We start from the raw sequence: 24,348 nt of genomic DNA on the forward strand, positions 1-24,348 counted from the left end.
GGTGCGCGACTATGATCGCGCCTGGCGATGTCTGACGGCCTCTCAAGCCCGTTTTTCAGGAAACCGTTCCCAGTTGTTGGAGAAATAGCTGGCATTAAAGGGGCTTGACGCCAAGCGATACAGACACTAATGAGTACAGCCAGCGGCATCACGATGGCCTCTATGTCGACCTACGCCATCCTCGGGTGTGGGAGTGTTGGCCACGCCGTGGCGGAAGAACTCGTCGAGGAGGGGAAAGACGTCCTCATCCTCGACGCGGACGAGGGGCGAGTCGAGGCCCTCCGCGATCAAGATCTTAATGCACAGCAGGCGGACATCTGCGAAACCGACGTCGCCCAGACGGTGGCCGACCGCGACGTGGTGCTCATCATGTCTCCGGACGTGACCGCCAACGCCGAAGCAGTCCAGAACATCCGTGAGTCCGGCGGCGAGCAGTTCATCATCGCTCGCGCCGACGACCCGGTGTCTGCCGACGACCTCACGGAACTCGGTGCGGACGTGGTCATCAATCCCTCCGCGGTCATCGCCGATTCGGCGCTTCGAGCGCTGGAAACGGGTGAACTGGAGTACAAGGCCTCACAGCTAGGGGATGTCATTGACGGGACCGAAGAACGCATGGCGATACTTATCCACCGGTCACCGGACCCGGACTCCATCGCCTCGGCGGCGGCGTTGCGGGCCATCGCCGCAAGCCGCGACGTGGACGCCGACATCATCTACGAGGGCGAGATCGGGCATCAGGAGAACCGCGCGTTCGTTAATCTCCTCGGTATCGAGCTAACCTCGAACGAGGATGTCAACCTCGATGAGTACGACACGTTCGCGCTGGTGGACGTTGCTAAGGGAGGCGAACCGGCTGTCGAGTCGGTCGATATTGTCATCGACCACTACGAGCACGAGCACGAACTGGAACACGACGCCGCCTTCTCCGATATCCGGCCGAATATCTCGGCCACGTCGACGATCCTGACGAAGTACATTCAGGAACTGGACCTCAATCTCAACCAGAGTGTCGCCACGGCGCTGCTGTACGGTATTCGCGCCGAGACACTGGATTTCAAGCGAGATACGACGCCGGCGGACCTGACCGCCGCGGCGTACCTGTATCCGTTCGCCGACCACGACACGCTCGAACAGGTCGAATCGCCGTCGATGAGTCCGGAAACGCTGGACGTGCTTGCCGAAGCGATTCGGAACCGCGAGGTGCAGGGAAGCCACCTCGTCTCCAACGCCGGGTTCATTCGGGACCGCGATGCGCTGGCACAGGCGGCCCAGCACCTCCTCAATCTGGAGGGCATCACGACCACAGCGGTGTTCGCTATCGCCGATGATACAATCTATCTCGCCGCTCGGTCCAAGGACATCCGGATGAACATCGGCAAAGTACTATCAGACGCGTTCGGCGGGATGGGCGAGACAGCGGGCCACTCCACCGATGCCAGCGTCGAGATACCGCTTGGCATCTTTACCGGCCTCGATACAAGCGATGACAACAGAGATACACTGCTGGAACTCACTGAAGAAGCAGTTAAGCGGAAACTGTTTGAAGCAATGGGTGTCGACAGTTCTAGTAGCGAGAGTTCGAACGGTAACTAGGCGGGGACTTCTTCTTCTTCGTCGCCGGCCTCGGGCTGGCGGAGCCGTTCGACAATGTCGCTGACGATAACGACATCGCCGACAGCCTGGACCCACCGGTACGGAATGATGACGCCTCGCGACGCGTTCACCTCTTCGTCAAACAGTTCCGTGTTAAGCTGGTGGAGTGCCAGCCCTGTCACTTCCTTGCGGTCGAGTTCCAGCCGGAGGTCCTCGACTTCGCCGACGAACACGCCGTTTTTCGAATACACCTCGCGACCCACGAGGGCTGTAATCTCTTGTGGTAGATTCTCCATTCCCATACGACGGTGGTTGGTCGGACGGCTTATAAAGCTTCTTTGCGACTGAAACGTCCGCGGCGCGGGGAGTCAGTACCATGCAGCACTTCCGAAACCGATTGTCGGGCTGATTCTGTCTTCCCAGTAGCACTACCGCCACACGGGTACCAGTCGTCTGTTCGGGCCGCGGGACTTTTACCCTGCTTTCCCGTTCGCTCGGTATGCTCTCCCCTGGTGACCCTGCCCCGGATTTCGACCTGCAAGGGACCGCGGACGGAGGTGCTGGTGCCTATCGGTTGTCGGCTGCGACGAACCGCGCGCCGGCGGTCGTGGCGTTCGTTCCCGGCGACGACCCCGAGTCGCGGACCGTCCTCAGTGCGCTGGCCGATGCAGACTGGGCGAGCGTATCGGATGCCGTGGCTGTCTTTGGCGTTCTCCCAGCAGGTATCGACGACTGCCGGTCGCTCGCGGCGGCGTTGTCGCTTCCCTACCCGCTGCTGGCCGACACTCACGGCGTCGCTACGCAGTTCGGCGTCCGAAAACAGGGCGGGAGTATCCAGCGAGCGGCGTTCGTCGTCGACCAGCGATGTCGTGTTCAGGTGGCAACTGTGTTCGACGACACCGACGGGACCATGCCGGCCATCGACACGGTTCTGCGTGGCCTTGCCGAGTTGTAGCTACTCACCGTGGTCCAGTTCGCCTTCTAACAGACCGTAGATGTACACGTCTTCGTAGCGGCCATCGCGGAACCAGTGGTCCCGCAGCGTCCCCTCTCGCTGGAACCCCGTCTTTTCAAGCACGCGCTGGGAGCCCTCGTTGCCGACGAAGACCTTCGCGTACACTCGATGGAATCGACGCTCCTGAAAGGCGTACTCGGTGAGCCTCCGGGCGGCGTCGGTCGCGTAGCCGTTGCCCCACGCATCCGGCGTGAGCCAGTAGCCAAGTTCGGCCATTCCGATCCGGTCTGTGACATCGTTCAGACCGATTATACCGACCGCCTCGCCGTCGACGCAGATGAGCAGATGCACGTCATCAGTCTCGCCGCTGGTGACGGATTCGACCCACTCACGCTCAGCCTGTTCGGAGATCGGCTCTGTGGCCGAGAGACCGTGCCTGACATCCGGATTGTTGACTGTCTCTTGCAGGAACTCGACATCTTCGCCTTCGACCGTTCGGAGCGTTACTGTTTCGCCCCGGAGGAATGCTGGTCCGGGCATATGTAACCCGATGAAGGGGTGCTGAAAGAAGCTTCGGAAGGTGTGTGAGTGAGCTTCATGGAGCCCAGTTATCGGCGAGCAGGCCGTACTCCAGCAGATCTACGTAGTCGCCGTTGACGAAGGCGTGGTCGCGCCGTCGTCCCTCCTGCTGGAATCCCACTTTTTCCAGCACACGTGCGGAGGCCGGGTTGGTGGCGTAGCAGTCCGCACCGAGTTTGTTCAGTCGCAGTTCCTGAAACGCATACTGTGCGAGACAGTCCACAGCATCGGTCGCGTAGCCGTTGCCCCAGTGGTCCGGACAGATCGAGTACCCGAGCACACCGAATCCCCACGGGTGGTGGTCTTCGTGCAACATACACGTTCCCACCGGATCATCGTCCACACAGACGACGAAGTGCGTGTCAGCATCACGGGCGTTGAGGTCTTCGGCGGCTGGCTCGGAGAGTGGCTCGTTGAACCCGATGTTGTGCCGGACCTGCGGCTCGTTCAATAGCTGCTGTAGCAGGTCGCTATCGGTTGCTTGCTGCGGGTGGAGCGTCACGCGCTCACCGTGGATGAACGCTGGTCCTGACACGCGTGAAACCACTCGCAGATGATACAAGGGTGTTGTCGTGGTATGTGACGTGACACCATTCACATACTAGGCAGTCGAGAACGACACGCCAAAGGGAACCCAGCACTGCCCTGCGGTATGGGAACGCCGCTGGAGTCACGCGAGGAACAGGCAACAGAGGTCGTCGACCGACTACATGAGGAATACCCCGACTCGACGATTTCACTGAACTACAGTAGCCGCCTGGAACTGCTAATTGCCGTCGTCCTTTCGGCGCAGTGTACCGATGAGCGAGTCAATGAGGTCACAGCAGACCTATTCGAGAAGTACCAGGGTGCCGAGGACTACGCTGCGGCCTCCGAGGAGCAACTCGCTGAGGACATCTACGGCATCACGTTCCACAACAACAAGGGCGGCTATCTCCAGGGAATCGGTGAGATTCTGACCGAAGAACACGACGGCGAGGTCCCGGACACGATGTCCGCCCTCACTGACCTCCCGGGTGTCGGCCGTAAAACGGCGAACGTCGTCCTCCAGCATGGCCACGACATCGTCGAGGGCATCGTGGTCGACACGCACGTCCAGCGGCTCTCGCGGCGGCTGGAGCTCACCGAAGAAGAGCGCCCGGAAGCTATCGAGCAGGACCTGCTCGACGTGGTGCCGGAAAGCGAGTGGCAACAGTTTACGCACTTGCTCATCGACCACGGGCGAGCCGTGTGTGGTGCGCGCTCGGCCGACTGCGAGGCGTGCGTGCTCGCGGACATCTGTCCCTCGGAGAAGGGCGACAGCGAGGTCGACCTCGCCAGCGGCGAGGCATGGTAGCCCCGCGCCGAGCGACTCAGCTTTCGTCGTCACTGAAACGCGCAGTGAGCACTGGCACGTCGGACGTGCGAACGACTTTTTCGGCGACGCTACCGAGCAAATACCGTTCAATGCCCGTCCGGCCGTGGGTCCCCATGACGATGAGGTCGATGGCGTTCTCGTCGGCGTAGTCGAGGATTGCTCTGTGCGGGGGACCGCGCTCAATGGCGGTGACGGTGTCGACTGTGTCGACCTCGTCCGCCGCTGCCTCGACGATGGCCTGTGACCGCTCCTGTAGCGACGATTCGATGTTGTGGTCTTCACCGACCATGCCCGGCTCCGACTCGTCGTGTTCCTCCGCAATCATGCCAGTCGTCGCTCCCTCCGGGCCTGCGGAGGTCATCCCAATGTGCGGCGACGACGTATCGAGCACCGTCATGATGTGTAACGTCGCGTCGTGCGTCTCGGCGAGATTGCGTGCATGCGCGAGTGCGGCTGCTGCTCCGTCACTACCGTCGGTTGGAAAGAGGATGTGTTCGTACATTGGAACCACAACTAGGGATGGACATGCAAGGCTAATGAAACATCTAGCCTGTTCGCAGAAACCGAGAATCAGACCCGCTGTCGGCACTCACGCCACGTACCGGAGGGCGTACCGGGCGATACCGACCAGATACGCCAGCAGCCAGAAGATGACGTAGCCGAACACCCCGATGCGGAGCCGAGAACGCCAGTGGCTGAACGTCTCGTCGCCGATTTCGTCCAGCAACAGGTCCTCGTCGTACTCGTTGTAGAGGTCGTGCTCTCGCTTCGCGCGGAAGATGCGGACGATTCCCGTGCCACCGAAGGCAAGCAGTGCGTAGGCTTGCAGGCCGAGCATCGCGTGGACAGCAGACAGGCCACCAAGCTGGTCCGGCAGGCGCGGGATCATCCAGAACACCATTGGGACGGTGGTCAACACCAGCCCTGTTGTGACGAACTTCAGGTGATGTATCAGCACGTCCCAGGTGACTGGCTCCGTCTCGATGATGTAGTACGCACCATACAGGAAACAGGGGAGGCTGAGGCTCACCGACAGTAACACGACTGTGGCCACGAGGCCGTCCGACACCATGGGCCGACCTAGGGACAGTGCTCGCTAAAGACTGCCGGATGCCGAAGGTCAGAACTTGTAAGCCGTCGCGGTCCCTACACCCGAGCAATGGCCGACCCGGACTCGACGTCTCCCACGGAGGACGAGCGCGGGAACACCCCTGCGGATGCGGTAGCTGCCGAAACCGAGCCTGGCGAACCCGGAGCTACGGGCGACAGCGCTGAGACGGCCGGTGCTGGCGAGTCGGGCGATGATGGCGAGCCGGGCGAGGCACTTGATACGGAGGCGCTCCGGAAGCAGGTCGAAGAAAAGTACGACTTCGACAACTTCGGCCCGGCGGACATGGCCGAGATGACCGCCGAGGAGTGGGACGTTGCCTTCGACGAGGAATCCTGGATCATTGGCGACGAACTCCTCGACCGAGTTGCGCGGGACCTGCGAAACCGCGTGGCGAACCGTGATGTGTTCGCTCGCATCGAGCGGCATCAGGACCCGCCGCGGGTGCTCGCGTACTCCGACGAGGGCTACGCAATCGTCTATCCCGATGGGAGCCTCGAAGGTGAGGGGACCGTCATGCGTGATGTAAAGCCCACGGTCGCGCTGTGTTCCATGGATTCCTACGACGTACCTGAGAACGTCCCTGACAGGCCCCTCCCCCAGCCGGAAGAGGTCCCCGAGGGCGGTGGCGAACTCGGAAACTGGATGTTACAGGCGATTGCCGGGGCACAGTTCCTTGCTGGGGTTGCCCTGCTCGGGGGTGCAGCACTGGCGACCGGTGGCGTCATCGGCAACAGGGGGACCAGCATCGCGCTGCTAGTCGTGGCTGGTGTTGCCTTCATCGGTGTGTCGCTTGTCCTCTTTTTCACCGTCGCAAACGCGCGGCTCTCGGACACGTTCCGCTCTGAGGAGTACCGGGACAGACTGCGGGCAATCGGACTCGAGGATGGCGAACGACCGGAGTTCGTTCCGGAGCTGAGCCCGCAGAATTCGGGGTCTGAGGAGGGGGCTGGCGAAACTGACGAAGCCGGGTAATGACGGTTCCTGCGGGTGGTATTCGGTGGGTTTATACAAACTCAGTCCTGATTCCAGAGTGTATATGAATAGACGGGAGTTCGTCCGGACAGCAGGGGGGGCCGCCGGTGCTGCGGCGACCCTCAGCGCCACCGGCGCAGCCGCCGCACAGGAGGAAGGCGGTGACGGTGCCAAAACCGTCCCGGACTACGGCGGTTTCCTGGATTCGGTCGGGAACTTCGACGGGTCGACCGTCGACGCGACCGGGCAGGACACAGTAACTGTCGAGGTCGGCGTGCAGGCCAACGGCGGCGCGTACGGATTCGGTCCGCCAGCCGTCCACGTGGACAACGGCGCGACCGTCCAGTTCGAATGGACGGGTAACGGTGGCGGCCACAACGTCGTCTCTGACGGCGACGGTCCGCTGGACTCCGGCAGCACGGCCTCCAGTGCCGGCGTCAACTACGAGCACACCTTCGAGGAGGACGGCATTTACCCGTACCTCTGTGTCCCCCACGAGGGACTCAACATGAAAGGGGCGATTGTTGTCGGCGAGGAGTACCCGACACAGACAATCGGCGGCGGCGGCCCGGTCGAGGTCGACCCACACTACGCCGGCGTCCCGATTCAGCCCCACTTCGTTGGGTTCGGCGCTGGACTTGCAGTCATCATCCCGCTGATCTTCACCTTCTTCCAGCTGAAGTACGGCGAGTCGCCCCACACTAGCGGAGGGAACAACTGATGGCATCCGAAGGCTCCACCTACGGCGATATTCACCGGTACGAACCGCCACGCGAGAGCACGGCAGCGGCTGTCGGCATCGTGCTCCTGACGATCATTCAGGTCGGCCTTGTCGGGCTCTTCACCTACGGCATGATTGCCGGGTGGGCGTCCGGTATCGGGACGACGTTGACGGTCCGCCTCATCGAGGCCAATATGTTCATGGGCGGCGTGTTGACGGCGATATTCATCGACCTGTCGTTCATCATGCTGCTGTACCGCAAGGAGTTCCTTCCCGACGTGATGATCGTCAAGAAGCGCCGTCGCAAGTGGGAAGACCTCTACATCCGTCAGGAAGACGTCGACGGCACGACGGTGGCGGACGGCGACAAGCTCGCAGAGACATTCAAACGCGCAGTGTACCCGTACTACAAGAAATAATATGCCACTTGATGAAGACAAATATCCGGCTGAAACAGGCCGTCGTCGCTTTGTAAAGGGCGTCGTCGGGAGTGCAGCACTCTCAGGCGTTGGCGTCGGTGGCGCAGCAGCCGTTGACGCGACAACAGACGCCGCCGGCGAAGGTGGCGGGACAACCCCGTTCGTCGCTGTCGAAAATACCTCCGGACCGGCACCACGGGGAATGCCGATCATCCCGATCGAGATAAACGGTGGCGAGATCAGTGGGCTTTGGCCAGAGTACGACGAGAACGCCGGGGCGGCCGTTGCACCTGACTTCGGCGGGAGCGGTATCGACTACTCCTCGCAGTGGTTCCAGTACTGTGGTATCCAGAGCACTGCCGCTATCTACCCTCAGTCAGACCGGAACAGCACGTTTCTCAACGACACCGGGACCTTCTCCTGGCAGGGAGAGTATGAATCCGGCAAACCACTCACGGTCGATATGTTTGAGGACTACAAGGAGTGGGGCAACGGCATCGGCGACCCCGGCGTCGGGAAGCCTGCAAGCGTCGTCTGGCGGACCAACAGCGACGGAAAGAACGGCGCTCCGGTGCAGATAATCCGATCAGTCGAAGTCGAGAAGATGGCCAACGGCGAGGGCGAGTACGGAGACCTTCCCGGAAACGTCCAGTCATTCATTTCAGAGGCGACTGATCAAGGCTTCATCGCCTGGCTGAACAAATGTACACACTTCTGCTGTGTGCCTGGATTCAAGACGCAGGAAGGGAGTGCAAGCTTCGGCGGCGCAAACTCTATTTACTGTCAGTGCCACCAATCAGTGTACGACCCGTTCAGTCCCGTGCAATCGACGTTCGTGGCGCTGCCACGCCCACCACAGACGGATTAACCAATGAGTCTCGAACGCAAAGACGAACACGATCACAAAGGCTGGATGGAATCGCGCGAGCTGACACCGATCGAATCGGTGTACCTGACCGTGCTCATCTGGCTCGACAAACGGCTGCGCGTTGTTGACTATCTGGAGATCCTTGAGGATCTCTACTACAAGGTCAACATGCAGATGCCGAAGAGCCACACGGAACAGTACAACCTCGACAACAAATTCTGGTACTGGTACCCACTGTATGCACTCGGGTCGTTCTCGACAGTTGCGTACATCGTTGCCGCGATATCAGGCGCGCTGCTGGGCTTCTACTACGCTCCGGCCGCCGCGGCTGCTGACGGGTCGCCGACGGTCGCGTACGACTCAGTGATGCTTATCATGGGCCAGCTCAACCTCGGCTACTTCCTGCGCTCGGTCCACCGCTGGGCCGCGCAGATTATGGTTGCCGCGGTGTTCCTCCACATGCTCCGTGTGTACTTCACCGGGGCATACAAGGAACCGCGCGAGCTGAACTGGCTCATCGGCATCGTCCTGATCTCGCTGACGCTGGTGTTCGGATACACCGGCTACCTGCTGCCGTGGAGCCAGCTATCGTTCTGGGCCGGCCAGATCGGTGTCGAGATGTCCCTCTCCATCCCGCTTATCGGTGAGTGGGTTGCACAGCTGATGTTCGGCGGGTTCACGCTTTCGCAGGCCACGCTACAGCGGATGTACATCCTGCACGTGTTCTTCCTGCCGTTCATCACGACTGCCATCATCGCGGTCCACATCGGCATCGTCTGGATGCAGGGGATCGCTGAACCACACTAATACTATGAGCGACAACGACACAGACGACGTTCGCACGGACGGTTCCGGCACCGGTATCGTCTCGCCGGACGACGAGACCCCCGCATGGTCCGAACGCAAAGAGCGGACCCAGGGGCTCTCCCGGCTGACCTACGAGTACTTCGAGCGGGCGCGCCGCGAGGACCAGGACCTTCGCCAGCAGTCGGACTACGTCGAGCGTGACGTGCTCGCGTTCCCGGCTTGGCCCCACGAGATGATGCGCAACATTGCGCTGACTTCCTTCTTTGTGGGCATGATTCTGTTCGTCTCGGCGACACTGCCACCGGAAATGCCGAACCCCGCCAACTCCAGCGTGACGCCGGCGATCATTCTGCCGGACTGGTATCTCTACTGGTCCTTTGGCCTGCTCAAGCTCGGTCCGTTGAACCCGGACCTGAGCATCCTCGGCGGCTCGAAGCTCATGGCTGACCGAACCTACGGTGTGCTGGCAAACGTCGTGGTCGTCGGCTTCGTCGCGATCGTCCCCTTCCTGAACAAGGGGTCTGCACGCCGTCCCGTCGAGCAGCCGTTCTGGGCTGCGGTCGGGATGTCCGGCGTCATCTTCAGCCTGACCATCGCTGCACTGTCCATCAAGAACCTCGTTCCGATGGACTCCCACCTGCTGTTCGACCTGACGTTCCTCGTCCCCATCATCAGCGCGACGATCACCTACGCGGTGCTCAAGACGATGCGCGAGGGCTACATGTTCGACCTCAACCGTCGGTACTACCGGCTGCGACCGCCGAAGTAACCGACTCGGCCAGTTTCTCCGTCGTTTCTTTGCATCCGCCGCTCCGTTCCACCGCAAGCGTAGTGACTTCGTCTCGCCGCAGTAAAGTGGCTCCCGTCCGTAGTAGTAGCGATGACAGAGGACCAGTCAGCGGGGACTGAAGACGGGTCGGAGCGGCGGGACGTTGTGGTGCCGCTTCGCGTGTACAAGGCCGTGACAGTGTTTTCAACGCTGTTTGCGGTCGCCAGCGTCGTCGCCGGCTTCATTCTCGTCGACGTGGCAACACAGCGGGCGTCAGCGCCCGCCTCGGAGATCGATGTTCCGGTCGGCATCGCCGGAATCGCGTGCATCCTCGCTGGCACAGTCGTCTATGCGTTTTCGACACGGTTCCGTACCGAGGAAATGGGAAAGTCTAAAGACGACGCTACCTAACGTTCGGATAATGGCTGACGAGTTCATGAAGGGGTTCGCGTGCCTCATGGTCGGCGGACTGGGCTGGATGACCATCAAGGGCTGGTACAACACGCCGAGTTTCGAGGGGGCACAGCTCACCGGCGAACTTACTATCGAGGAACCGACCACGTTCGACCAGATCGCTCTGTTCATGGGCGATGCGTTCTTCTGGTTCGCGGTCCTGGGCGCACTGACCTTCTGGGTCGTGCTCCCGCTGATCAGTGAATTCCAGGCGTACCTCAACGAACGGTCGGCATAATAGTACGCAGTAACCGTGTCTTTCTAGCTGGGACCGACACTAGTCTCAGTTCGCAGTCTGATCGATCGGTGCGCTGTCCTCGTCACGTACCTGAATTCCGCGAGAACGAAGTGCCGTAGCAAATTTTGTTGGCGACACCCCGCTGTAGGTCGCCGCTTCTTTCAGTGTGAGTGTTTCCCCGCGATACAGTGTCAGCGCCGTAGTGAGGGACCTGTGTGACATTTTCGTCTACACTGAAACAGATACAGTGCGGGTATTAAACTATTTCGGCTAATTCCAGTCCAATTAGTCGCCGAGTTTGTTTTGAATTGGCCATTTGCAGGCCATAGCGGCATAGAAGCAAACGAATGCCTGATACTGTCTAGGAAGTAGCTGCTGACCGTATGCGTGCATCTTCCGATAGGCACAGCTAGCAAATTACAGGGACCCGACGCCGGTAGAATGAGAGGACGTGTTTAGACGATGGCGCTCCAGGGACCCTTGATGACCCAGAACAGGCTCTGGTAGCCCGCGTACATGAACACCACGAGAGCGGCGACGATAGCTCCTTTCGGTCGTTCCAGTGGAATGTCACGGCGTGCTTCGACTTTCCGGGACTCGAACTCGAAGAAGTCAGTGATGACTGCGCCGAGCACGAGCACGGACAGGACCATCCCACCGTGATGGTGGAGCGTCATGTAGAAAAACGATAGCACGACCAGTGCGATGTTGGAGAACGTGTGTGCCGGGTGTCGGCTAACCGCCTCCGCGCCATCGTTTTTGTACTGTTTGACGTGGCTTCTATGGGCGAGCTGCCGTGTGAGGAAGTTTACAATTACCACTCCGAAGATGATGTATTCGATGAGGAGCGCGCCGCCGACTGTGGGGCTCCCCAGAATGGTATCCAGTGGCCCAAAGAACGTTACGGATGGCTGCATATGCAAAGCTCTGTCCACCGTCCATTAGTGTCTTTCCAATCTCACTCGAACCTGGACTGGCTCTCGTCGACGACAGCAGTCCGAACGGATGACCCGAGCGAGATCGTGATACTTTCCTGATAGCTGACGTGGCGCGAAACCCGGTTATCGACAAGTAACTCGACAGTCGCCTCGTCGCGCTCAATCGAGGCACTGAGTCCGTCGACAGGCAACACCCAGTGGTCCGGGTCGGTCGCAAACGGTGCGATCGGTGCCACTACTGCCTGATTCGACGGCGCCAGAATCGGGCCGTCGACACGGTGGGCGTAGCCCGGTGAGCCAGCGGCCGTCGCGATGACGACACCGTCGGCCCGAAACTGTCCGATGCGGTCGGCTGTCGACGCGATAGTGAACTCGGAGATGCGGGCGGCGTCAGCAGTGACGAGGGTCACGTCCCAGAATGCCTGCTCGACCGTCCCATCAGGCATCGTCACATGGAGAACGGGATGCGTTTCAATCCGGGCGTCAGCAAGCCCCGACACGGCGGCGACAGCGGTGTCCCGTGGTACTGACCGGACGCCGCGACCAGCCGCGACCGGCAACACAAGCGGGTCACCCTTGGCCCGTGCCACGGTAGCGACGGCGTCCTCGCCAACAGCGACGACTCGGTCGGCCTTCGGAACAGCGCCGTCACTACCCCGTTCAACTGCCACGCCGGCGTCTCGAAGCACATCTGCCAGGGCGTCGTCACCGACTACACCAACGGGGGTTCCCATCGTCTGAAACTCCGGGCCGGCGGAAAAAAACCTGCCGCACTTCGCGCGGTCGCCTCAAATATCGAGGCGGCGGCGCGCGTATTCGACGAGAATCGGCATATCCGAGAGGTGGGTTAGCTTCGCAATCGCCCGACGGTCGCCGCCGTTGATCTGCCGAAGGGTGTCCTGTCCGGTGCTCCGGAGGTCGTCCATCAGCTGGTCGTACCGCTCGTTCGGGGCGAGATACAGCAGTTCCGTCATCATCAGGCGGGCGTTGTGTTTCGGGGCCACCTCGCTGTGCCAGAGTTGGTCGTAGACAGAGAGGTTCTCCGCCGAGGTGTCGGGTTCGTCTGGTTTGAGCGCCGAATCAGCCGTTGCGGCGGCGGCGCGGGCCGACTTCATCCCTTTATGAATCCCCTCGCCCCACAGCGGGTCGACGGTCGGAACAGTATCGCCGATAGCCATGAAGTTGTCCGTGCTCATCGAGTCAGGGGGCTGGATGTGGGCCGACCCGCGGTGGGCCTGCGTGCCCTCGATTCGCTCGGCGTCGTCGAACCGGGGGTCGGAGTCGAGCCAGTACTCGAGATAGTCGTCGATGCCCATCCCGTCTTTCGCGTACTTCTGGTGGGAGCCGTTCTGGATGTAACAGAGGCCGACTTTCGCCGTGTCTTCGCCGGTGTGGAAAATCCAGGAGTAGCCACCCGGGGCGAGGTCGTGATCTAGGCGGAGCATCATCGCATCTCGGAGGTCAGCGTAGTCGTCGTGGTCGACTTCGACGCCCTCAAACTCGTACTCGACGCCGATAGCCTGATGATTCCGCTGGAGGTTACACACGTCAAGTTCCTTCGCCAGCGGCGCGGCAGGGCCGGTGGCGTCGATGACGATGTCCGCATACACCTCTTCGTCGCCGTCATAGCGGACACCGACGATCTCACCGTTTTCCATGATGGGGGCCGAGACGCGGGAGTCAAAGCGGTAGGTCGCGCCCTTGTCTCGTCCCTCCGAGACAAGCCACTGTTTGAACTCCGCAAACTCCAGAACGGCTCCGGTCTGATTGCGGACGTAGTGGTCGTTAGGGGACTCAAGGACGACGTTGTCCGTGTAGTTCATCACCACGTCATCGGGAATGGCAAAGCCCGTCATCGCCGACATGAATGTCCCGGCGGTGGACTTGTTGCTCTGACGCGGGAACCCGTCTTCGGGCTCGCTTTCGAGAACGAGCACCTCGTAGTTTCGCTCCGCTAGATCACGGGCACACTGCGCCCCGGCAGGCCCGGCTCCGGCTATTACCACGTCAAAGCGCTCGCGCATGGTTGTGAGTATTTCCTGTCGGTAATCAGTCTTTCCGAATCCACCGAGGGCGCTCTCGAAAGGGTAAAGACGGCCCCACTACCATGACGGGAACACCCGGGGCGACATACAATGGTTCTCAAGACAGGCGCGGGCGTGCTCGCGGACAGGCGGCGGCTTCCCACGGCACTACGGGCAGTGCTGGGATACTACGCGGACACCGGCGTGTTCGACGCCGGCAGTCTCTCGCTGAAATCCGAGATCGACGAGCGCACAGAGGCGATGGTCAACGACGTAACCGACCGTATCGAGGACGCCCTCGAAGACGAGTTCGGCCGGCCAGTCGAGTTCTCCTATGACACGAAACTTATTCTGCCCGCACAGCTAACGCTGGGCTACGTCTACCGCAACGCTCGTCAGCAAGCACCCGGTGACCCTGTCATTGACGCTATCGCCGACGGGGTTCCAACAGTCGACGAGACGGCGCTGGAACAGGGGCCGGCACAGGACCTCGCCCCCCGCGAGATGGTCGTCCGCGCCGAGCAGATGACTCGCCTCTCTATCGAGGCGCTCATCGACGGCGACATGCGCGACGCCATCAATGACGACGAGTTCGAAGATTTCGAGGTTGACTTTGACGCGAGCGAGGCCGACCGCCGCCGCGTCGCCGAGGTCGCCCAATCCGCGCTACAGTCCCATCTTGACGGTCTGTTGGAAGACATGCCACCTGTTGTCGAGAACGCGTACCAGTGGGCCGTCGACTACAGCGAAGCCCATCAGGACCGTGACGACTACTTCCGGGAGCTGATGACCGCGGCCGAGGACGGTGACGCCGATGCCCTGACCGATATCCGCGAGGCGTACAAGTTCGCCGAGTACGGCGAGGAGCCAGCGACACTCACGGAGACGGAGAAGGAACTCCCCTACAGCAAGACCCAGTACGCCCGTGTCGGCGTCCTTTACGACGGGATGCTTGACCTCTACCGACTCGCTGGCCTCGATATCGACGACGAGTTCGCCAAGGCCATCGTCCTCGCCATCATCGGCGCACAGGTGTGGCTCGACGACGTCGACGACTACAACGACGACCGCGCGGAGGGGCAACTGACACCCGTTACCGCCGAGTATCTGCTCGCGCCCGACGACGAAGCCGCCTATCGGCGCGTCGTCGACGTGACCGAACAGTACCTCGACCTCGCGAAGTCCTACGCAACGGCCGCCGACTCGCCGTTGACCGGCGTCGCTGTCGAGTACATCTACCGCTCCGGCGACCCGGACGTCCTGCCCGGCAAGCCTGAGTAGGCGCACGAGCGATATCGATTCGACCCAAGCGCCAGAGTTTATATCCCGCCGCCCGCACCGAGATTTGAATGCTTCACTCGTGGGTGGGCAGGGCCGCAGCTATCTGCGGATTGCTGGCCGTGCTGTTCGCACTCATGGTCGGATTCGGCACCGCCACGCCGGCCTCCGAACTGGGCGATTATCCCGCAGAGGACGCACTAGCTGCGGACTACGACAGGTACGTCGGCGAGTCTGTTCAGGTGACTGGCACGGTCACCGGAACTGAGCCGGTCGAAATCGCCGTCGAGTACGAGTACGCTGCCAACGGCAAACGCTACAGCGGCACACTCGCGATCGTGGTCCGGAACGTCGACAGAGCCGTCGCCAAAGGCGAATCGCTGCAGGTGTACGGGACGCTCGGCCCGGATTGGACCATCACTGCGGAGAACAGCGTGAGTGTGCCCGCGACAAACTACGTTGCGATGTACCTCGTTTCTGCCCTCGCCGGCCTGTGGACCCTCGGACGGCTAGTCTGTGGTTGGCGGCTGAACTGGCAGACAGGGGCACTATGCCGGCGTGAGGAGCCACTCCGGCCGATACGGGCTCTCCGCACACAGGTGCAGGAGGTGCGTGCCTGATGCCGGACCTGCTCTCGCACGCTTTCATCGCGTTCACCATCTGTACCCTCCTGTCACTGCGGTACGACTGGCTCACTGGCGAGTATGTGACTGTGGGTATGGCGGGCGCGTTTATTCCGGATATGGCGAAAATCAAGCTCCTAGTGGACTCCGCGACCGTCGAGGCGGCGCTGGACATCCCCTTTGACTGGCTGGGCGTCCACACGCTCGGCGGCGCGTTCGTCGCCGTTCTCGTAGGGGCGGTCGTCGTGAACCGCTCCGACCGACGGCGCGTGGTCGGGTTGCTGTCGCTCGGGGCGGCCAGTCACCTGTTTGCCGATGCGCTCCTGCTGAAGGCCTCTGGACGGTCGTACGAAGTGCTGTGGCCCCTGACACAGTACCACCCGCCGACGCCGGGGCTGTATCTGAGTACGGACATCTGGCTCACGGGCGTCACCGGAGCTATCGCGGTGTCGGCATGGCTGTTCACGGCCGAATCATGACCATACCGGCTGTCTGCCTGCCAGCCCCGCGGCCATACTTCCCGGGATGACAACTGTATTACTGTTACCTACCTAACTAATTCGCATGGCACTCAGTGCCCAGAACAATCTCAGCGGGACGATTCGCTCGGTGACGACGGACGAAGTGATGGCGGAGATCGTCATCGAACTGGACGGCGGCGAGACGGTCACGTCGACGATCACACGCGGGTCCGCCGACCGACTCGACCTTGCCGAAGGCGACGAGGTGTCGGCGGTAATCAAGGCCAGTGAAGTGATGGTCGACAAGGACTGAAAACGGCGTCAGCAACGCGCTCGAACCGACTACCGCTTCCCCAGCGCTGTCTCGAACACGCGCTGTGCGCGCTCGTAGGCGGCGTTCCGGTCAACGATTGGGTGGTAGTAGTCCGGGGCCAGTTCCTCGCGTTCGCCGTCCGAGAGCGTTGGCCAGTCGACGATCTTGGTCGACGGAACGCCACGAAGTTCCGGAACGTACTCGGTGACGTAGTCCGCCCCACTGTCGTACTTGCTCATCTGTGCGACCGGGTCGAAGATTCGCACGTCCACGGAGTCGGTCCCGGTCGAGGCCGTCCACTGCCAGCTGGCGGCGTTGTTAGCCGGGTCGTGGTCGACCAGTCGCTTCCGGAAGTGTCGCGCCCCCTCGCGCCAGTCGACGAGGAGATGCTTTGTGAGGAAGGACGCGACGTTCTGGCGCGGCCGGTTGTGGATGTACCCCTCCTGTTCGAGCTGGCGCATCCCGGCGTCGATGAATGGATACCCCGTCTCGCCGTGCTTCCAAGCCTCGAAGTTGTCCTCGTCGTTTTCCCACTCGATACGGTTCGGGAACGTCTTGTAGTTCTCCGACAGCAGCGTTGGGTTGTAGTACAGCAGGTGGTAGCTCTGTTCGCGCCACGAGAGTTCGTAGCGGTACTTCTGGATGTTCCGCTGGGCGTCGCCAGTGGCTTCTGTATGTCGGTCAGAGGCATCGCGCCACATCTCGCGGATGCCGATCATCCCCGCTGCGAGGTACGGCGACATACGCGAGACAGCGCTGGTCGGCCGCTCGACGGCGGCCTGCATATCATCTCGGGTATCGTTGTACGTCTCGATGCCGCCGGTGAGGAAGTCGTCGTACCGCTGCCGTGCGCCCTCGTAGCCGGGCGTCGGCAGGTCCATCTCCGTCTCAATGGTCGGCGCTGTCGTCGGGTCCGACACGTCGACGAGTGAGCCCGAGTCCGGACTGCCGACCGGCGGCAGCTTGTGGTGGGCCTGCCAGTCGTCGTAAAAGCGACTGTGGTTCTCGTACTGGCTATCGAGCCCCGCCGGGTCGACGAGCACGAGGTCGGTCAGCGATTTCGTCGGGAGCGCTTCGTCGACTCGCCGCTGGCGGTTCCGCCGCGCGGGCCGGTAATGCTCGTTGTAGTACACCCGGTCGGCATCGTACTCATCGACAACATTCGAAAGCACATCAACGGCGGTCCCCTTCTTGACGAGTAACTCCCCGCCGTGGTCCCGATACGCCTGTTTCAGCGCCCGGACACCAGCCAGCAGAAACGCTTTTTGCCGCTTCCCGATGTTTGCCAGCAGGTCCGTGTCGAGAACGTACACCGGCAGTACTTCGTCGTCCGCGGCGGCGGCAGTCAACCCTCGATTGTCCGGTATTCGGAGGTCCCGCTGATGCCAGAAAACGTGCATGCATTTTGTTAGGGATACCAGCATATGGGTCCGAACCCGATTCTATTGTGTGTGGGCCCGGAGGACATGGTGTCTGGCGCTTCGCCTCCACCATATCGCCGACCTACCGCGACGCAGGTTTGCGAACGAGATAGCAGTACTGTGTGAAACTGAAAAACGTCTCCCCGGCGACCTCCTGCTCCCGGAGGTCGTTCGCCCAGGCCTGTGCCGCCATCCGCCCGATAGCTCCATGGTCGGCCGCATAGTCCTCAATGAACTGCATGAGATGATACGCGAACGTCTCTTCTTCGAGTCGGGTGTTGACAATAGTGTTCGGTTCGACCCGGTCGACCGTCAGCCCAGCCTCACGGAGAACAGGGGCCAGACGGGAGCCGAGCCGTGGCTGCGGGCAGTGGTCGTCGAACGCCCTGAGGACGCGGGCCATTCGCTCTGGATTGGGACTGCGCCAGACAAGCGACGCGAAATCAGCGTCACAGACGACAGCGGACCCGCCGGGCCGCAGGACTCGGGCCAGTTCTGCAACCGCCGAAGAAACTGTTTCGAGGTACTCGAACACCTGCACCGCAACGGCCGCGTCGACCGATTCGTCGGCCACTGGAAGGTCACCGGCGTCTCCCTGTGACACGGTCACCTGCGGGAGTGAGGCACAGCGTTCTCGGGCGAGTTCAAGCATCGCCTGGCTCCGGTCGATACCGTGAACGTGTCCCTCGTTGCCGACCGCCCAGCCGATCTCCGCCGGCTCGAAGCCCGGCCCACAGCCAATAGAAAGAACGGTGTCGCCTGATTCGGGTGCGAGCAGGCCCCGGACTCGCTCCCGACGCGCCGCTGCGGCCGGTGTTCTGTATATCGCTTCCTCCTGCCGGGCTTCCGCTTCGTCGTAGTCGAGCGTGCCACCCATCTCCGTACAGTCCTCAGCCGGTTGTCATAAATGAAACCATTCGGCAGCGTTACACTCGCCACAACTCGCTGCCAGGGTCCGTTAGTAAAAACGGCCCCCTCGGTAAGCCAATAGAAACAGCAGGTAGCATACGGCGGCCGCAGGCCGCCGTTTCACCGGAATCGAGGCTGTGGCCTCGATTCCGGCCTTTTTAGCGTAGATTTTTGCGCCGAGTGGTGCGCGAAGCGCACCCGAGGCGCAAAAAGGTACTTAGTAGAACTCGCGGACGAGATCCATCGCGCCCTCAGGCGCGCCGTCCGGAATCTCAGCCATCGAGCCCTCGACGCCCTCGCGTTCCTCGAAGGGAACGGAGTCTTCGTCCTGATACAGGACGCCCATGTACTCCTTCTCGCTTTCGAGGATCTTGTCCTTGGCCTGGTCGCGGTCCGCCGGGTCGTGGTCGGTCTCGTCGAGGTCCACGATGGCGTCGCGGAAGTAGTCGTAGGTGTCCACGTCGTTGAACGTCACACACGGTGAGTAGACGTTCACGAAGCCGAAGCCGTCGTGTTCGACGGCCTTCTGGACGATCTCGGCGTGTCGCTGTGCGTTCGAGGAGAACGACTGCGCGATGAACGTCGCACCGGAAGCCAGCGCCAGCGCCTTCGGATTGACCGGCGGCTGGTTCGGCCCGTCAGGTGAGGTCGAGGTCTCGAAGTCCTCACGCGAGGTCGGCGAGGCCTGCCCCTTGGTCAGCCCGTAAATCCGGTTGTCCATCACGACGTAGCTCATGTCGACGTTGCGCCGCACCGCGTGGATGAAGTGGCCGGCACCGATGGAGTACCCGTCACCGTCACCGCCCGAGACCATCACTTCGAGGTCCGGGTTGGCCATCTTCACGCCGATGCCCACCGGCAGCGCGCGGCCGTGGACGCCGTGGAGCGCGTAGCTGTGCATGTACGTCCCGATCTTACCGGAACAGCCGATACCGGCGACGATGAAGGTGTTGTCGGGGTCGTTGCCCGTCTCTGCCAGTGCCTTCATCATGCCGTTCATCGTCCCGAAGTCACCGCAGCCGGGACACCAGGTCGGTTGCTTGTCGGATTTGAAGTCTGTGAAGCGAACGTCGGAACTCATTGTGTTGCCTCCGGGGGTGTGTCAAGCGTTTGCTTGATCTCGGTTGCCAGTTCGTCTGCTTTGAACCGCACGCCGTTGTACTTGTTGATGCGCTGTACCCGTTCGAGGACGTCGTGCTCAATGACATCCGCAAACTGGCCAGTGGCGTTACACTCGACGACAATGACGTCCTCTGCGGCTTCGATCTCTTCGGAGAGGTCCGGCCGCGGGAAGATGTACGGCACCGAGAGGAACCGCACGTCGTAGCCGTCTTCCTCCAGCAGCGTCAGCCCCTCGCGCAGGGCTCCTTCGTTGGAGCCCCAGGAGATGACGAGCGTATCGGCGTCGGAGTCGCCGAACTCGCGGTAGTCGAAGTCCTCCTGCTCGCGGGCGGTCTCGACTTTCCGCTGGCGCTTGTCGACCTGCTCGATACGCACGTCCGTGTCTTCGGTCCGCCGGCCGAGTTCGTCGTGTTCGAGGCCGGTCGTCATGTGCGCGCCGTCGGTCGTGCCGGGGAACGCACGCGGCGAGACCCCGTCTGCGGCCGCGAAGTGGGCCTGGAAGCGCCCCTTCTCGTCCAGCCAGGCGTCGATCTCGTTCTCGTCGACGACCTTCCCGCGGTCGATTTCGACTTCGTCCATGTCGAAGGTCTCGGGGGAGAAGGTCTGTTCCGTCACGGCCATTGCGAGGTCCGAGACGAGGAAGACCGGCGTCTGGTATTTTTCGGCGAGGTTGAACGCCTCGACGGTCTTCCAGAAGCACTCCGAGACAGTCGTCGGAGCGACGACGAACCGCGGAATTTCGCCGTGGCCGCCGTACAGTGTCATGTTGAGGTCGCCCTGCTCCTGCTTGGTCGGCATCCCGGTCGACGGACCGGAACGCATCACGTCACAGATGACCAGCGGCGTCTCGCTGGTGGCGACCAGCCCGAACGTCTCGGTCATCAGGTCGATACCCGGACCGGACGTGGCGGTCATGGCTCGGGCACCGGCACGTGCCGCGCCAAGCGCCATGTTGATCGCGGAGAGTTCGTCTTCGGCCTGAACGACCTTGCCACCGAACTGGTCGACACGGCCGGTCATGTATTCCATCACGTCCGTCGCTGGCGTGATTGGGTAGCCGGAGTAGAAGCGACAGCCGGCGGCGATGGCACCCATGCCGATGGCCTCGTCGCCGTTGAGAAGCACGTAGTCCTCGTCGGTCGTCTCCATGTCGTAGTCGAACTCGCCGTACTCCTCCTGGACGTAGTGCTGTCCCTTCCGGGCGGCTTCCTTGTTGTTCTCGACGATGGCCTCGCCCTTGTCGCCGAAGCGCTTTTCGAGGCTTTCGTCGAGGTTCTCGATGGGGAAGCCAGTGACTTCACACGCCGCACCGAGGGCAACGACGTTGAGCATGATGGCCCCACCCGCGTCCTCGGCGAGTCGTTTCAGCGGTACTTCGAGTGCCGTCGCGTCGCCGGGGACTTCCACGTCCTGCATCGTCGAGCGCTCACCGTCGTAGATGATGACGGAATCCTCGTGGAGTTCGTCCTCGTTCTCGTGGATGGTGCGCTCTGTGAGTGCAATCAGGATGTCTAGGCGGTCAACGACACTCTCGACGCGGTCGACTGACGTCCGTACCTTGTAGGCAGTGTACCCGCCACGGATGCGGGAGGCGAAGTCCTTTGAGGTGAAGACGTGTCGACCAGCCCGGGAGAGTGCCTGCGCGAAAATCTTCCCGGTGGAGTCGATTCCATCGCCGGCTTCGCCGCCGATGGCCCAGTTCAGGTCCTCTGGCATTATATCCCTCGGGTAGCCAGCGTGGTAGGAAAAGCCTTCCGTAACCGCCCGCGCGCGCACTACTCGCTTTCGAGTGAATTCCGGGGTAGTTTCGAGTGAAAAGCGGCATAATCACCCGTATGTTAGAAAATGCCGGCAACTGATGCCGGTAGGCGTGAAACTCCGCGACCGTAACCCCCTTGCCCAGTCACGGCAACTCTCAGGTATGGATGAACAAGTCCTCGACGTGGTTGCCGTCCGAGATGTCGGACCGGACACCGTGGCGATCGACTTCGAGACACCGGAGGCCTTCGACGCACAGCCGGGGCAGTTCGTCAAGCTGACGCTGGGCGTCGACGGGGAAGACATCTCACGGTTCTACACAATCTCCTCGCCGACAGTCGACGAGGCGTTCGAGATTACCGTCGGCATCGACCCCGACGGCGAGCTAGCCCCCCAGCTCGGCGCGCTTGAAGCGGGCAACGGTGTCCGCATCGCCGGGCCGTTCGGGTCGGATTACTACGAAGGCGAGAGTCGCGCTGTCGTCCTCGCCGGTGGGCCCGGCGTCGGTCCAGCCGTGGGTATCGCCGAGCGCGCACTGGACGACGGCAACGAGGCTGCAGTCGTGTATCAGGACGACGCGCCGGTCCACGAGGACCGACTGGACGCGCTCGTCGAGGCCGGGGCGCTCGTCTCTGTCATCGACAGTGAAGAGTCCCTGACTGCGCCGGTCGCCGAAGCCGTCGAAGACGGCGGTCAGGTGTTCATCTACGGGTTCGCGGACTTCCTCGATGCTGCCACGGAAGCGCTCGAAGCCGCTGGCGTCAGTACCGACGACGCGAAGGTCGAGAACTTCGGATAGGTCGGTCGAGAGCCGTGTCGCCGCTCGGTCCTGACTTCACCGATGGATAACCGGGAGCGACGTTAGCTTTCATCACCGGCGTCCGGCGCTCGAACAGTCATCACCGGCACCGGCGAGGTTCGGACCAGTTTTTCTGCAACGCTACCCAGAAGGTAGCGGTCAACGCCGGTGCGACCGTGCGTGCCGATGACGACGAGGTCAGCACCACTGTCTTCGATGGCGTCGAGAATGGCCCGGTAGGGGATGCCATGGGAGATGGCCGTTTCGACGGTCTCGACTCCCATCCCGGAGAGCCGGTCGGCCGCATTCTCAATCGCATCCGTCGCGACCGACTCCAGTTCGTCGACGATAACGGTGGACCCGACATCGATACCGAGTGACCGCGTGTCCACGACCGAGAGGAGATGGACCGTCGCGTCGGTCTCGCTTGCGAGCGCGCCTGTCGGTTCGATAGCTGCCGCTGCGCCGCTACTGCCGTCAGTCGGGAGCAGGATGTCGTCGAACGAGACGGTTCCCGGCTCCGCGTCGGCTTTGACCGAAAGGACTGGCACGTCGGCGAGGCGGACGACCTTTTCGGTAATGCTGCCGAGGAGGAACCGCCGGACACCAGTGCGTCCGTGGGTTCCCATGACGATGAGGTCGATACTGTTCTCGTCACTGTAGTCGAGAACCCCATCGTGGACAACCCCCTCGCGGACTGCGGCGGTGACGGACAGCCCATCGGTATCGACGTGGTTGGTCTGGGACTCGATGAAGGCCTCCGCTGGAGAGTCCCCATCGTAATCCCAGTCGTCGGTAGGTCCGTGTTCATCAATGACCGAGAGGACGTGGACAGTTGCGTCGTGGGTGCTGGCAAGCGCCGCGGCAACCTCAAACGCGCGCTCGGAACCGGGGCTTCCGTCGGTCGGAACGAGGATTCTGTCGAACATCGGGTGTCGCTATTCACCGCCGTCGGTGATAAAGTATCGTGGCTGGTACAGGAACGTGGGAGAGCGTCACTGCGACGCAGTGAGTCCAGAACAAAGCCTATAACAATCGGATGCCAACTTCTCCCATGCGCGAGGCAAGTCGGACGACGCGCCAGCGCATCGCTGACCAACTACGCGACGAAGCGATGGCCGCCGGGACAATCGCGAACGCGTTCGAAATACAGACCAGCGACGCGCTCACGCACGTAGAGCATATTTCGAGATCCCTGGAATCGACCGACGAACAGCTCCTCGTCGCACCGCCCGAGTGCGAGGAGTGCGGCTTCACGGACTTCGACGACCTGACAAACCGACCAAGCCGGTGTCCGGAGTGTAAATGCGAGGCCGTCTCGGAGCCGGCGTACCGAATCAGCTAACCGGTACGGAGTCCCAGCGGCACCGATTCTATCCGTTCAGTTCCCGGAGAAGCCGATGCGACCGCGCGACGAGAGGTCGTGGTTGCCGGAAGGTCCCTGATTTTCGAACTCGTAGCGCTCGTCGCTCAGGTATACGTCGCCGTCCTCGGTGGTGATAGCGACTTCTTCCAGAACCGCACCCTCACAGGGGCCGTAGTTGCACAGCCCCGAATCGGATTCGAACGTCGCTCCGTGTTTCTCACACACCAGTTCCCCGTTGCGGACCGTCGCCCCACTGCCCTTGTCAAGGCGGACATCCGTCCAGTGTGGACAGTAGTTTTCGAACGCGACGACGGCGTCGGACAACTCGACGAGAATCGCTTCCTTCGTGTCGAACCCGTCGCGAACAGTGAACAGAAAGGTGCCGTCATCGGGCACCTCCTCCAGCGCGACGATACGGCTGTCCTCGTCCATACTACGCATCCGTAAGGATGTGAGCCGTTTCAAACCGCCGGTCCCGGCCCTATTCTCGT

The 24,348-nt window shown here is 61.8% G+C and carries 31 protein-coding genes; 17 read left to right on the forward strand and 14 right to left on the reverse strand.

Annotated features, from left to right (window positions below; translation table 11 throughout):
• Positions 1-129: 129 nt before the first annotated feature.
• Entirely contained in the window at positions 130-1,596 is a 1,467-nt protein-coding gene (locus G9C82_RS02205; RefSeq protein ID WP_004961706.1) for a DHH family phosphoesterase, read from the forward strand.
• Here G9C82_RS02205 and G9C82_RS02210 read toward each other — a convergent pair.
• Positions 1,593-1,892: a PRC-barrel domain-containing protein gene (locus G9C82_RS02210; protein WP_004961709.1), complete on the reverse strand. Its 300-nt coding sequence runs from the start codon at positions 1,890-1,892 to the stop codon at positions 1,593-1,595. The two genes, G9C82_RS02205 and G9C82_RS02210, sit on opposite strands and share 4 nt — an antisense overlap.
• 203 nt (positions 1,893-2,095) lie before the next feature.
• On the opposite strand from G9C82_RS02210, the gene G9C82_RS02215 reads away from it, so the two are divergent.
• On the forward strand, positions 2,096-2,551 hold the full coding sequence (locus tag G9C82_RS02215; RefSeq protein ID WP_004961712.1) for a redoxin domain-containing protein: 456 nt from the start codon (positions 2,096-2,098) through the stop codon (positions 2,549-2,551).
• On the opposite strand, the gene G9C82_RS02220 is transcribed toward G9C82_RS02215, so the two are convergent.
• The gene (locus tag G9C82_RS02220) at positions 2,552-3,091 is read right to left on the reverse strand and encodes a GNAT family N-acetyltransferase (protein WP_011223202.1); all 540 of its coding nucleotides are present in this window, start codon (positions 3,089-3,091) and stop codon (positions 2,552-2,554) included.
• A 55-nt stretch (positions 3,092-3,146) separates the two neighbouring features.
• Positions 3,147-3,665, reverse strand: coding sequence for a GNAT family N-acetyltransferase (locus tag G9C82_RS02225; protein WP_127013257.1), 519 nt, complete (start codon positions 3,663-3,665; stop codon positions 3,147-3,149).
• Positions 3,666-3,782: 117 nt separating this feature from the next.
• On the opposite strand from G9C82_RS02225, the gene nth reads away from it, so the two are divergent.
• The gene (gene nth, locus G9C82_RS02230; protein WP_004961721.1) at positions 3,783-4,466 is read left to right on the forward strand and encodes an endonuclease III; all 684 of its coding nucleotides are present in this window, start codon (positions 3,783-3,785) and stop codon (positions 4,464-4,466) included.
• Positions 4,467-4,482: 16 nt separating this feature from the next.
• On the opposite strand, the gene G9C82_RS02235 is transcribed toward nth, so the two are convergent.
• Together G9C82_RS02235 and G9C82_RS02240 are read right to left on the reverse strand one after the other, a co-directional pair.
• On the reverse strand, positions 4,483-4,989 hold the full coding sequence (locus tag G9C82_RS02235) for a universal stress protein (RefSeq protein WP_004961725.1): 507 nt from the start codon (positions 4,987-4,989) through the stop codon (positions 4,483-4,485).
• Positions 4,990-5,076: 87 nt separating this feature from the next.
• Positions 5,077-5,559 carry a hypothetical protein gene (locus G9C82_RS02240; RefSeq protein WP_004961726.1) on the reverse strand — a complete coding sequence of 161 codons (483 nt, stop codon included), beginning with the start codon at positions 5,557-5,559 and terminating at the stop codon, positions 5,077-5,079.
• An 87-nt stretch (positions 5,560-5,646) separates the two neighbouring features.
• Here G9C82_RS02240 and G9C82_RS02245 point away from each other — a divergent pair, with 87 nt between their 5' ends.
• The 8 genes from G9C82_RS02245 to G9C82_RS02280 all read left to right on the forward strand — a co-directional run bounded on the left by G9C82_RS02245 (position 5,647) and on the right by G9C82_RS02280 (position 10,845).
• The gene (locus G9C82_RS02245) at positions 5,647-6,570 is read left to right on the forward strand and encodes a hypothetical protein (protein ID WP_127013258.1); all 924 of its coding nucleotides are present in this window, start codon (positions 5,647-5,649) and stop codon (positions 6,568-6,570) included.
• A 64-nt stretch (positions 6,571-6,634) separates the two neighbouring features.
• Complete coding sequence (locus G9C82_RS02250; RefSeq protein ID WP_004961731.1) at positions 6,635-7,291, forward strand: halocyanin domain-containing protein; 657 nt, start codon at positions 6,635-6,637, stop codon at positions 7,289-7,291.
• Complete coding sequence (locus G9C82_RS02255; protein WP_004961734.1) at positions 7,291-7,710, forward strand: hypothetical protein; 420 nt, start codon at positions 7,291-7,293, stop codon at positions 7,708-7,710. Before G9C82_RS02250 ends, G9C82_RS02255 begins: the two co-directional genes overlap by 1 nt.
• A gap of 1 nt (position 7,711) precedes the next feature.
• Positions 7,712-8,578, forward strand: a complete 867-nt coding sequence (locus G9C82_RS02260) for a hypothetical protein (protein WP_007190443.1) — start codon at positions 7,712-7,714, stop codon at positions 8,576-8,578.
• 3 nt (positions 8,579-8,581) lie between these two features.
• On the forward strand, positions 8,582-9,385 hold the full coding sequence (locus G9C82_RS02265) for a cytochrome bc complex cytochrome b subunit (protein ID WP_004961742.1): 804 nt from the start codon (positions 8,582-8,584) through the stop codon (positions 9,383-9,385).
• 4 nt (positions 9,386-9,389) lie between these two features.
• Positions 9,390-10,154 (forward strand): cytochrome bc complex cytochrome b subunit, encoded by a 765-nt coding sequence (locus G9C82_RS02270; RefSeq protein ID WP_004961745.1) that lies wholly within the window; start codon positions 9,390-9,392, stop codon positions 10,152-10,154.
• 111 nt (positions 10,155-10,265) lie between these two features.
• Positions 10,266-10,565: a hypothetical protein gene (locus G9C82_RS02275; protein ID WP_005534631.1), complete on the forward strand. Its 300-nt coding sequence runs from the start codon at positions 10,266-10,268 to the stop codon at positions 10,563-10,565.
• A 10-nt stretch (positions 10,566-10,575) separates the two neighbouring features.
• The gene (locus tag G9C82_RS02280) at positions 10,576-10,845 is read left to right on the forward strand and encodes a hypothetical protein (RefSeq protein WP_004517812.1); all 270 of its coding nucleotides are present in this window, start codon (positions 10,576-10,578) and stop codon (positions 10,843-10,845) included.
• Positions 10,846-11,300: 455 nt separating this feature from the next.
• Here the strand turns inward: G9C82_RS02280 and G9C82_RS02290 are convergent, their stop codons facing one another.
• The 3 genes from G9C82_RS02290 to G9C82_RS02300 are packed head-to-tail and all read right to left on the reverse strand — an operon-like array spanning position 11,301 to position 13,807.
• Positions 11,301-11,762, reverse strand: coding sequence for a hypothetical protein (locus G9C82_RS02290; protein WP_004961752.1), 462 nt, complete (start codon positions 11,760-11,762; stop codon positions 11,301-11,303).
• A 41-nt stretch (positions 11,763-11,803) separates the two neighbouring features.
• Entirely contained in the window at positions 11,804-12,517 is a 714-nt protein-coding gene (locus G9C82_RS02295; RefSeq protein ID WP_127013259.1) for an NAD(+)/NADH kinase, read from the reverse strand.
• A gap of 54 nt (positions 12,518-12,571) precedes the next feature.
• Positions 12,572-13,807 carry a digeranylgeranylglycerophospholipid reductase gene (locus G9C82_RS02300; RefSeq protein WP_004961756.1) on the reverse strand — a complete coding sequence of 412 codons (1,236 nt, stop codon included), beginning with the start codon at positions 13,805-13,807 and terminating at the stop codon, positions 12,572-12,574.
• A gap of 111 nt (positions 13,808-13,918) precedes the next feature.
• On the opposite strand from G9C82_RS02300, the gene G9C82_RS02305 reads away from it, so the two are divergent.
• From G9C82_RS02305 to G9C82_RS02320, 4 genes are all read left to right on the forward strand, one after another.
• Positions 13,919-15,088, forward strand: a complete 1,170-nt coding sequence (locus G9C82_RS02305; RefSeq protein WP_127013260.1) for a hypothetical protein — start codon at positions 13,919-13,921, stop codon at positions 15,086-15,088.
• A gap of 68 nt (positions 15,089-15,156) precedes the next feature.
• Positions 15,157-15,705, forward strand: a complete 549-nt coding sequence (locus G9C82_RS02310; protein ID WP_127013261.1) for a hypothetical protein — start codon at positions 15,157-15,159, stop codon at positions 15,703-15,705.
• The gene (locus G9C82_RS02315) at positions 15,705-16,187 is read left to right on the forward strand and encodes a metal-dependent hydrolase (protein WP_011223194.1); all 483 of its coding nucleotides are present in this window, start codon (positions 15,705-15,707) and stop codon (positions 16,185-16,187) included. The genes G9C82_RS02310 and G9C82_RS02315 overlap by 1 nt, the downstream gene beginning before the upstream one ends.
• An 85-nt stretch (positions 16,188-16,272) precedes the next feature.
• On the forward strand, positions 16,273-16,482 hold the full coding sequence (locus G9C82_RS02320) for a molybdopterin-binding protein (RefSeq protein ID WP_127013262.1): 210 nt from the start codon (positions 16,273-16,275) through the stop codon (positions 16,480-16,482).
• Between the two features lie 29 nt (positions 16,483-16,511).
• Here G9C82_RS02320 and G9C82_RS02325 read toward each other — a convergent pair whose 3' ends face one another.
• The 4 genes from G9C82_RS02325 to G9C82_RS02340 all read right to left on the reverse strand — a co-directional run bounded on the left by G9C82_RS02325 (position 16,512) and on the right by G9C82_RS02340 (position 21,650).
• The gene (locus G9C82_RS02325) at positions 16,512-17,882 is read right to left on the reverse strand and encodes a deoxyribodipyrimidine photo-lyase (RefSeq protein ID WP_049938822.1); all 1,371 of its coding nucleotides are present in this window, start codon (positions 17,880-17,882) and stop codon (positions 16,512-16,514) included.
• Positions 17,883-17,985: 103 nt separating this feature from the next.
• Positions 17,986-18,780, reverse strand: a complete 795-nt coding sequence (locus G9C82_RS02330; protein WP_127013263.1) for a class I SAM-dependent methyltransferase — start codon at positions 18,778-18,780, stop codon at positions 17,986-17,988.
• Positions 18,781-19,029: 249 nt separating this feature from the next.
• Positions 19,030-19,893, reverse strand: a complete 864-nt coding sequence (locus tag G9C82_RS02335) for a 2-oxoacid:ferredoxin oxidoreductase subunit beta (protein ID WP_004961781.1) — start codon at positions 19,891-19,893, stop codon at positions 19,030-19,032.
• Positions 19,890-21,650, reverse strand: a complete 1,761-nt coding sequence (locus tag G9C82_RS02340) for a 2-oxoacid:acceptor oxidoreductase subunit alpha (RefSeq protein ID WP_004961782.1) — start codon at positions 21,648-21,650, stop codon at positions 19,890-19,892. Before G9C82_RS02340 ends, G9C82_RS02335 begins: the two co-directional genes overlap by 4 nt.
• Positions 21,651-21,855: 205 nt before the next feature.
• Between G9C82_RS02340 and G9C82_RS02345 the strand changes: the two genes are divergently transcribed.
• A complete protein-coding gene (locus G9C82_RS02345; RefSeq protein ID WP_127013264.1) occupies positions 21,856-22,491 on the forward strand; it encodes an FAD-dependent oxidoreductase in 636 nt (211 codons plus the stop codon).
• A gap of 62 nt (positions 22,492-22,553) precedes the next feature.
• On the opposite strand, the gene G9C82_RS02350 is transcribed toward G9C82_RS02345, so the two are convergent.
• Positions 22,554-23,420: a universal stress protein gene (locus tag G9C82_RS02350; RefSeq protein WP_127013265.1), complete on the reverse strand. Its 867-nt coding sequence runs from the start codon at positions 23,418-23,420 to the stop codon at positions 22,554-22,556.
• 125 nt (positions 23,421-23,545) lie between these two features.
• On the opposite strand from G9C82_RS02350, the gene G9C82_RS02355 reads away from it, so the two are divergent.
• Entirely contained in the window at positions 23,546-23,836 is a 291-nt protein-coding gene (locus G9C82_RS02355; protein ID WP_127013266.1) for a transcriptional regulator, read from the forward strand.
• Positions 23,837-23,872: 36 nt separating this feature from the next.
• Here G9C82_RS02355 and G9C82_RS02360 read toward each other — a convergent pair whose 3' ends face one another.
• Entirely contained in the window at positions 23,873-24,289 is a 417-nt protein-coding gene (locus G9C82_RS02360) for a Rieske 2Fe-2S domain-containing protein (protein WP_127013267.1), read from the reverse strand.
• Positions 24,290-24,348 lie beyond the last annotated feature (59 nt).

The organism is Haloarcula sp. R1-2 (assembly GCF_011627385.1).
Taxonomy (GTDB): Archaea; Halobacteriota; Halobacteria; order Halobacteriales; family Haloarculaceae; genus Haloarcula; species Haloarcula marismortui.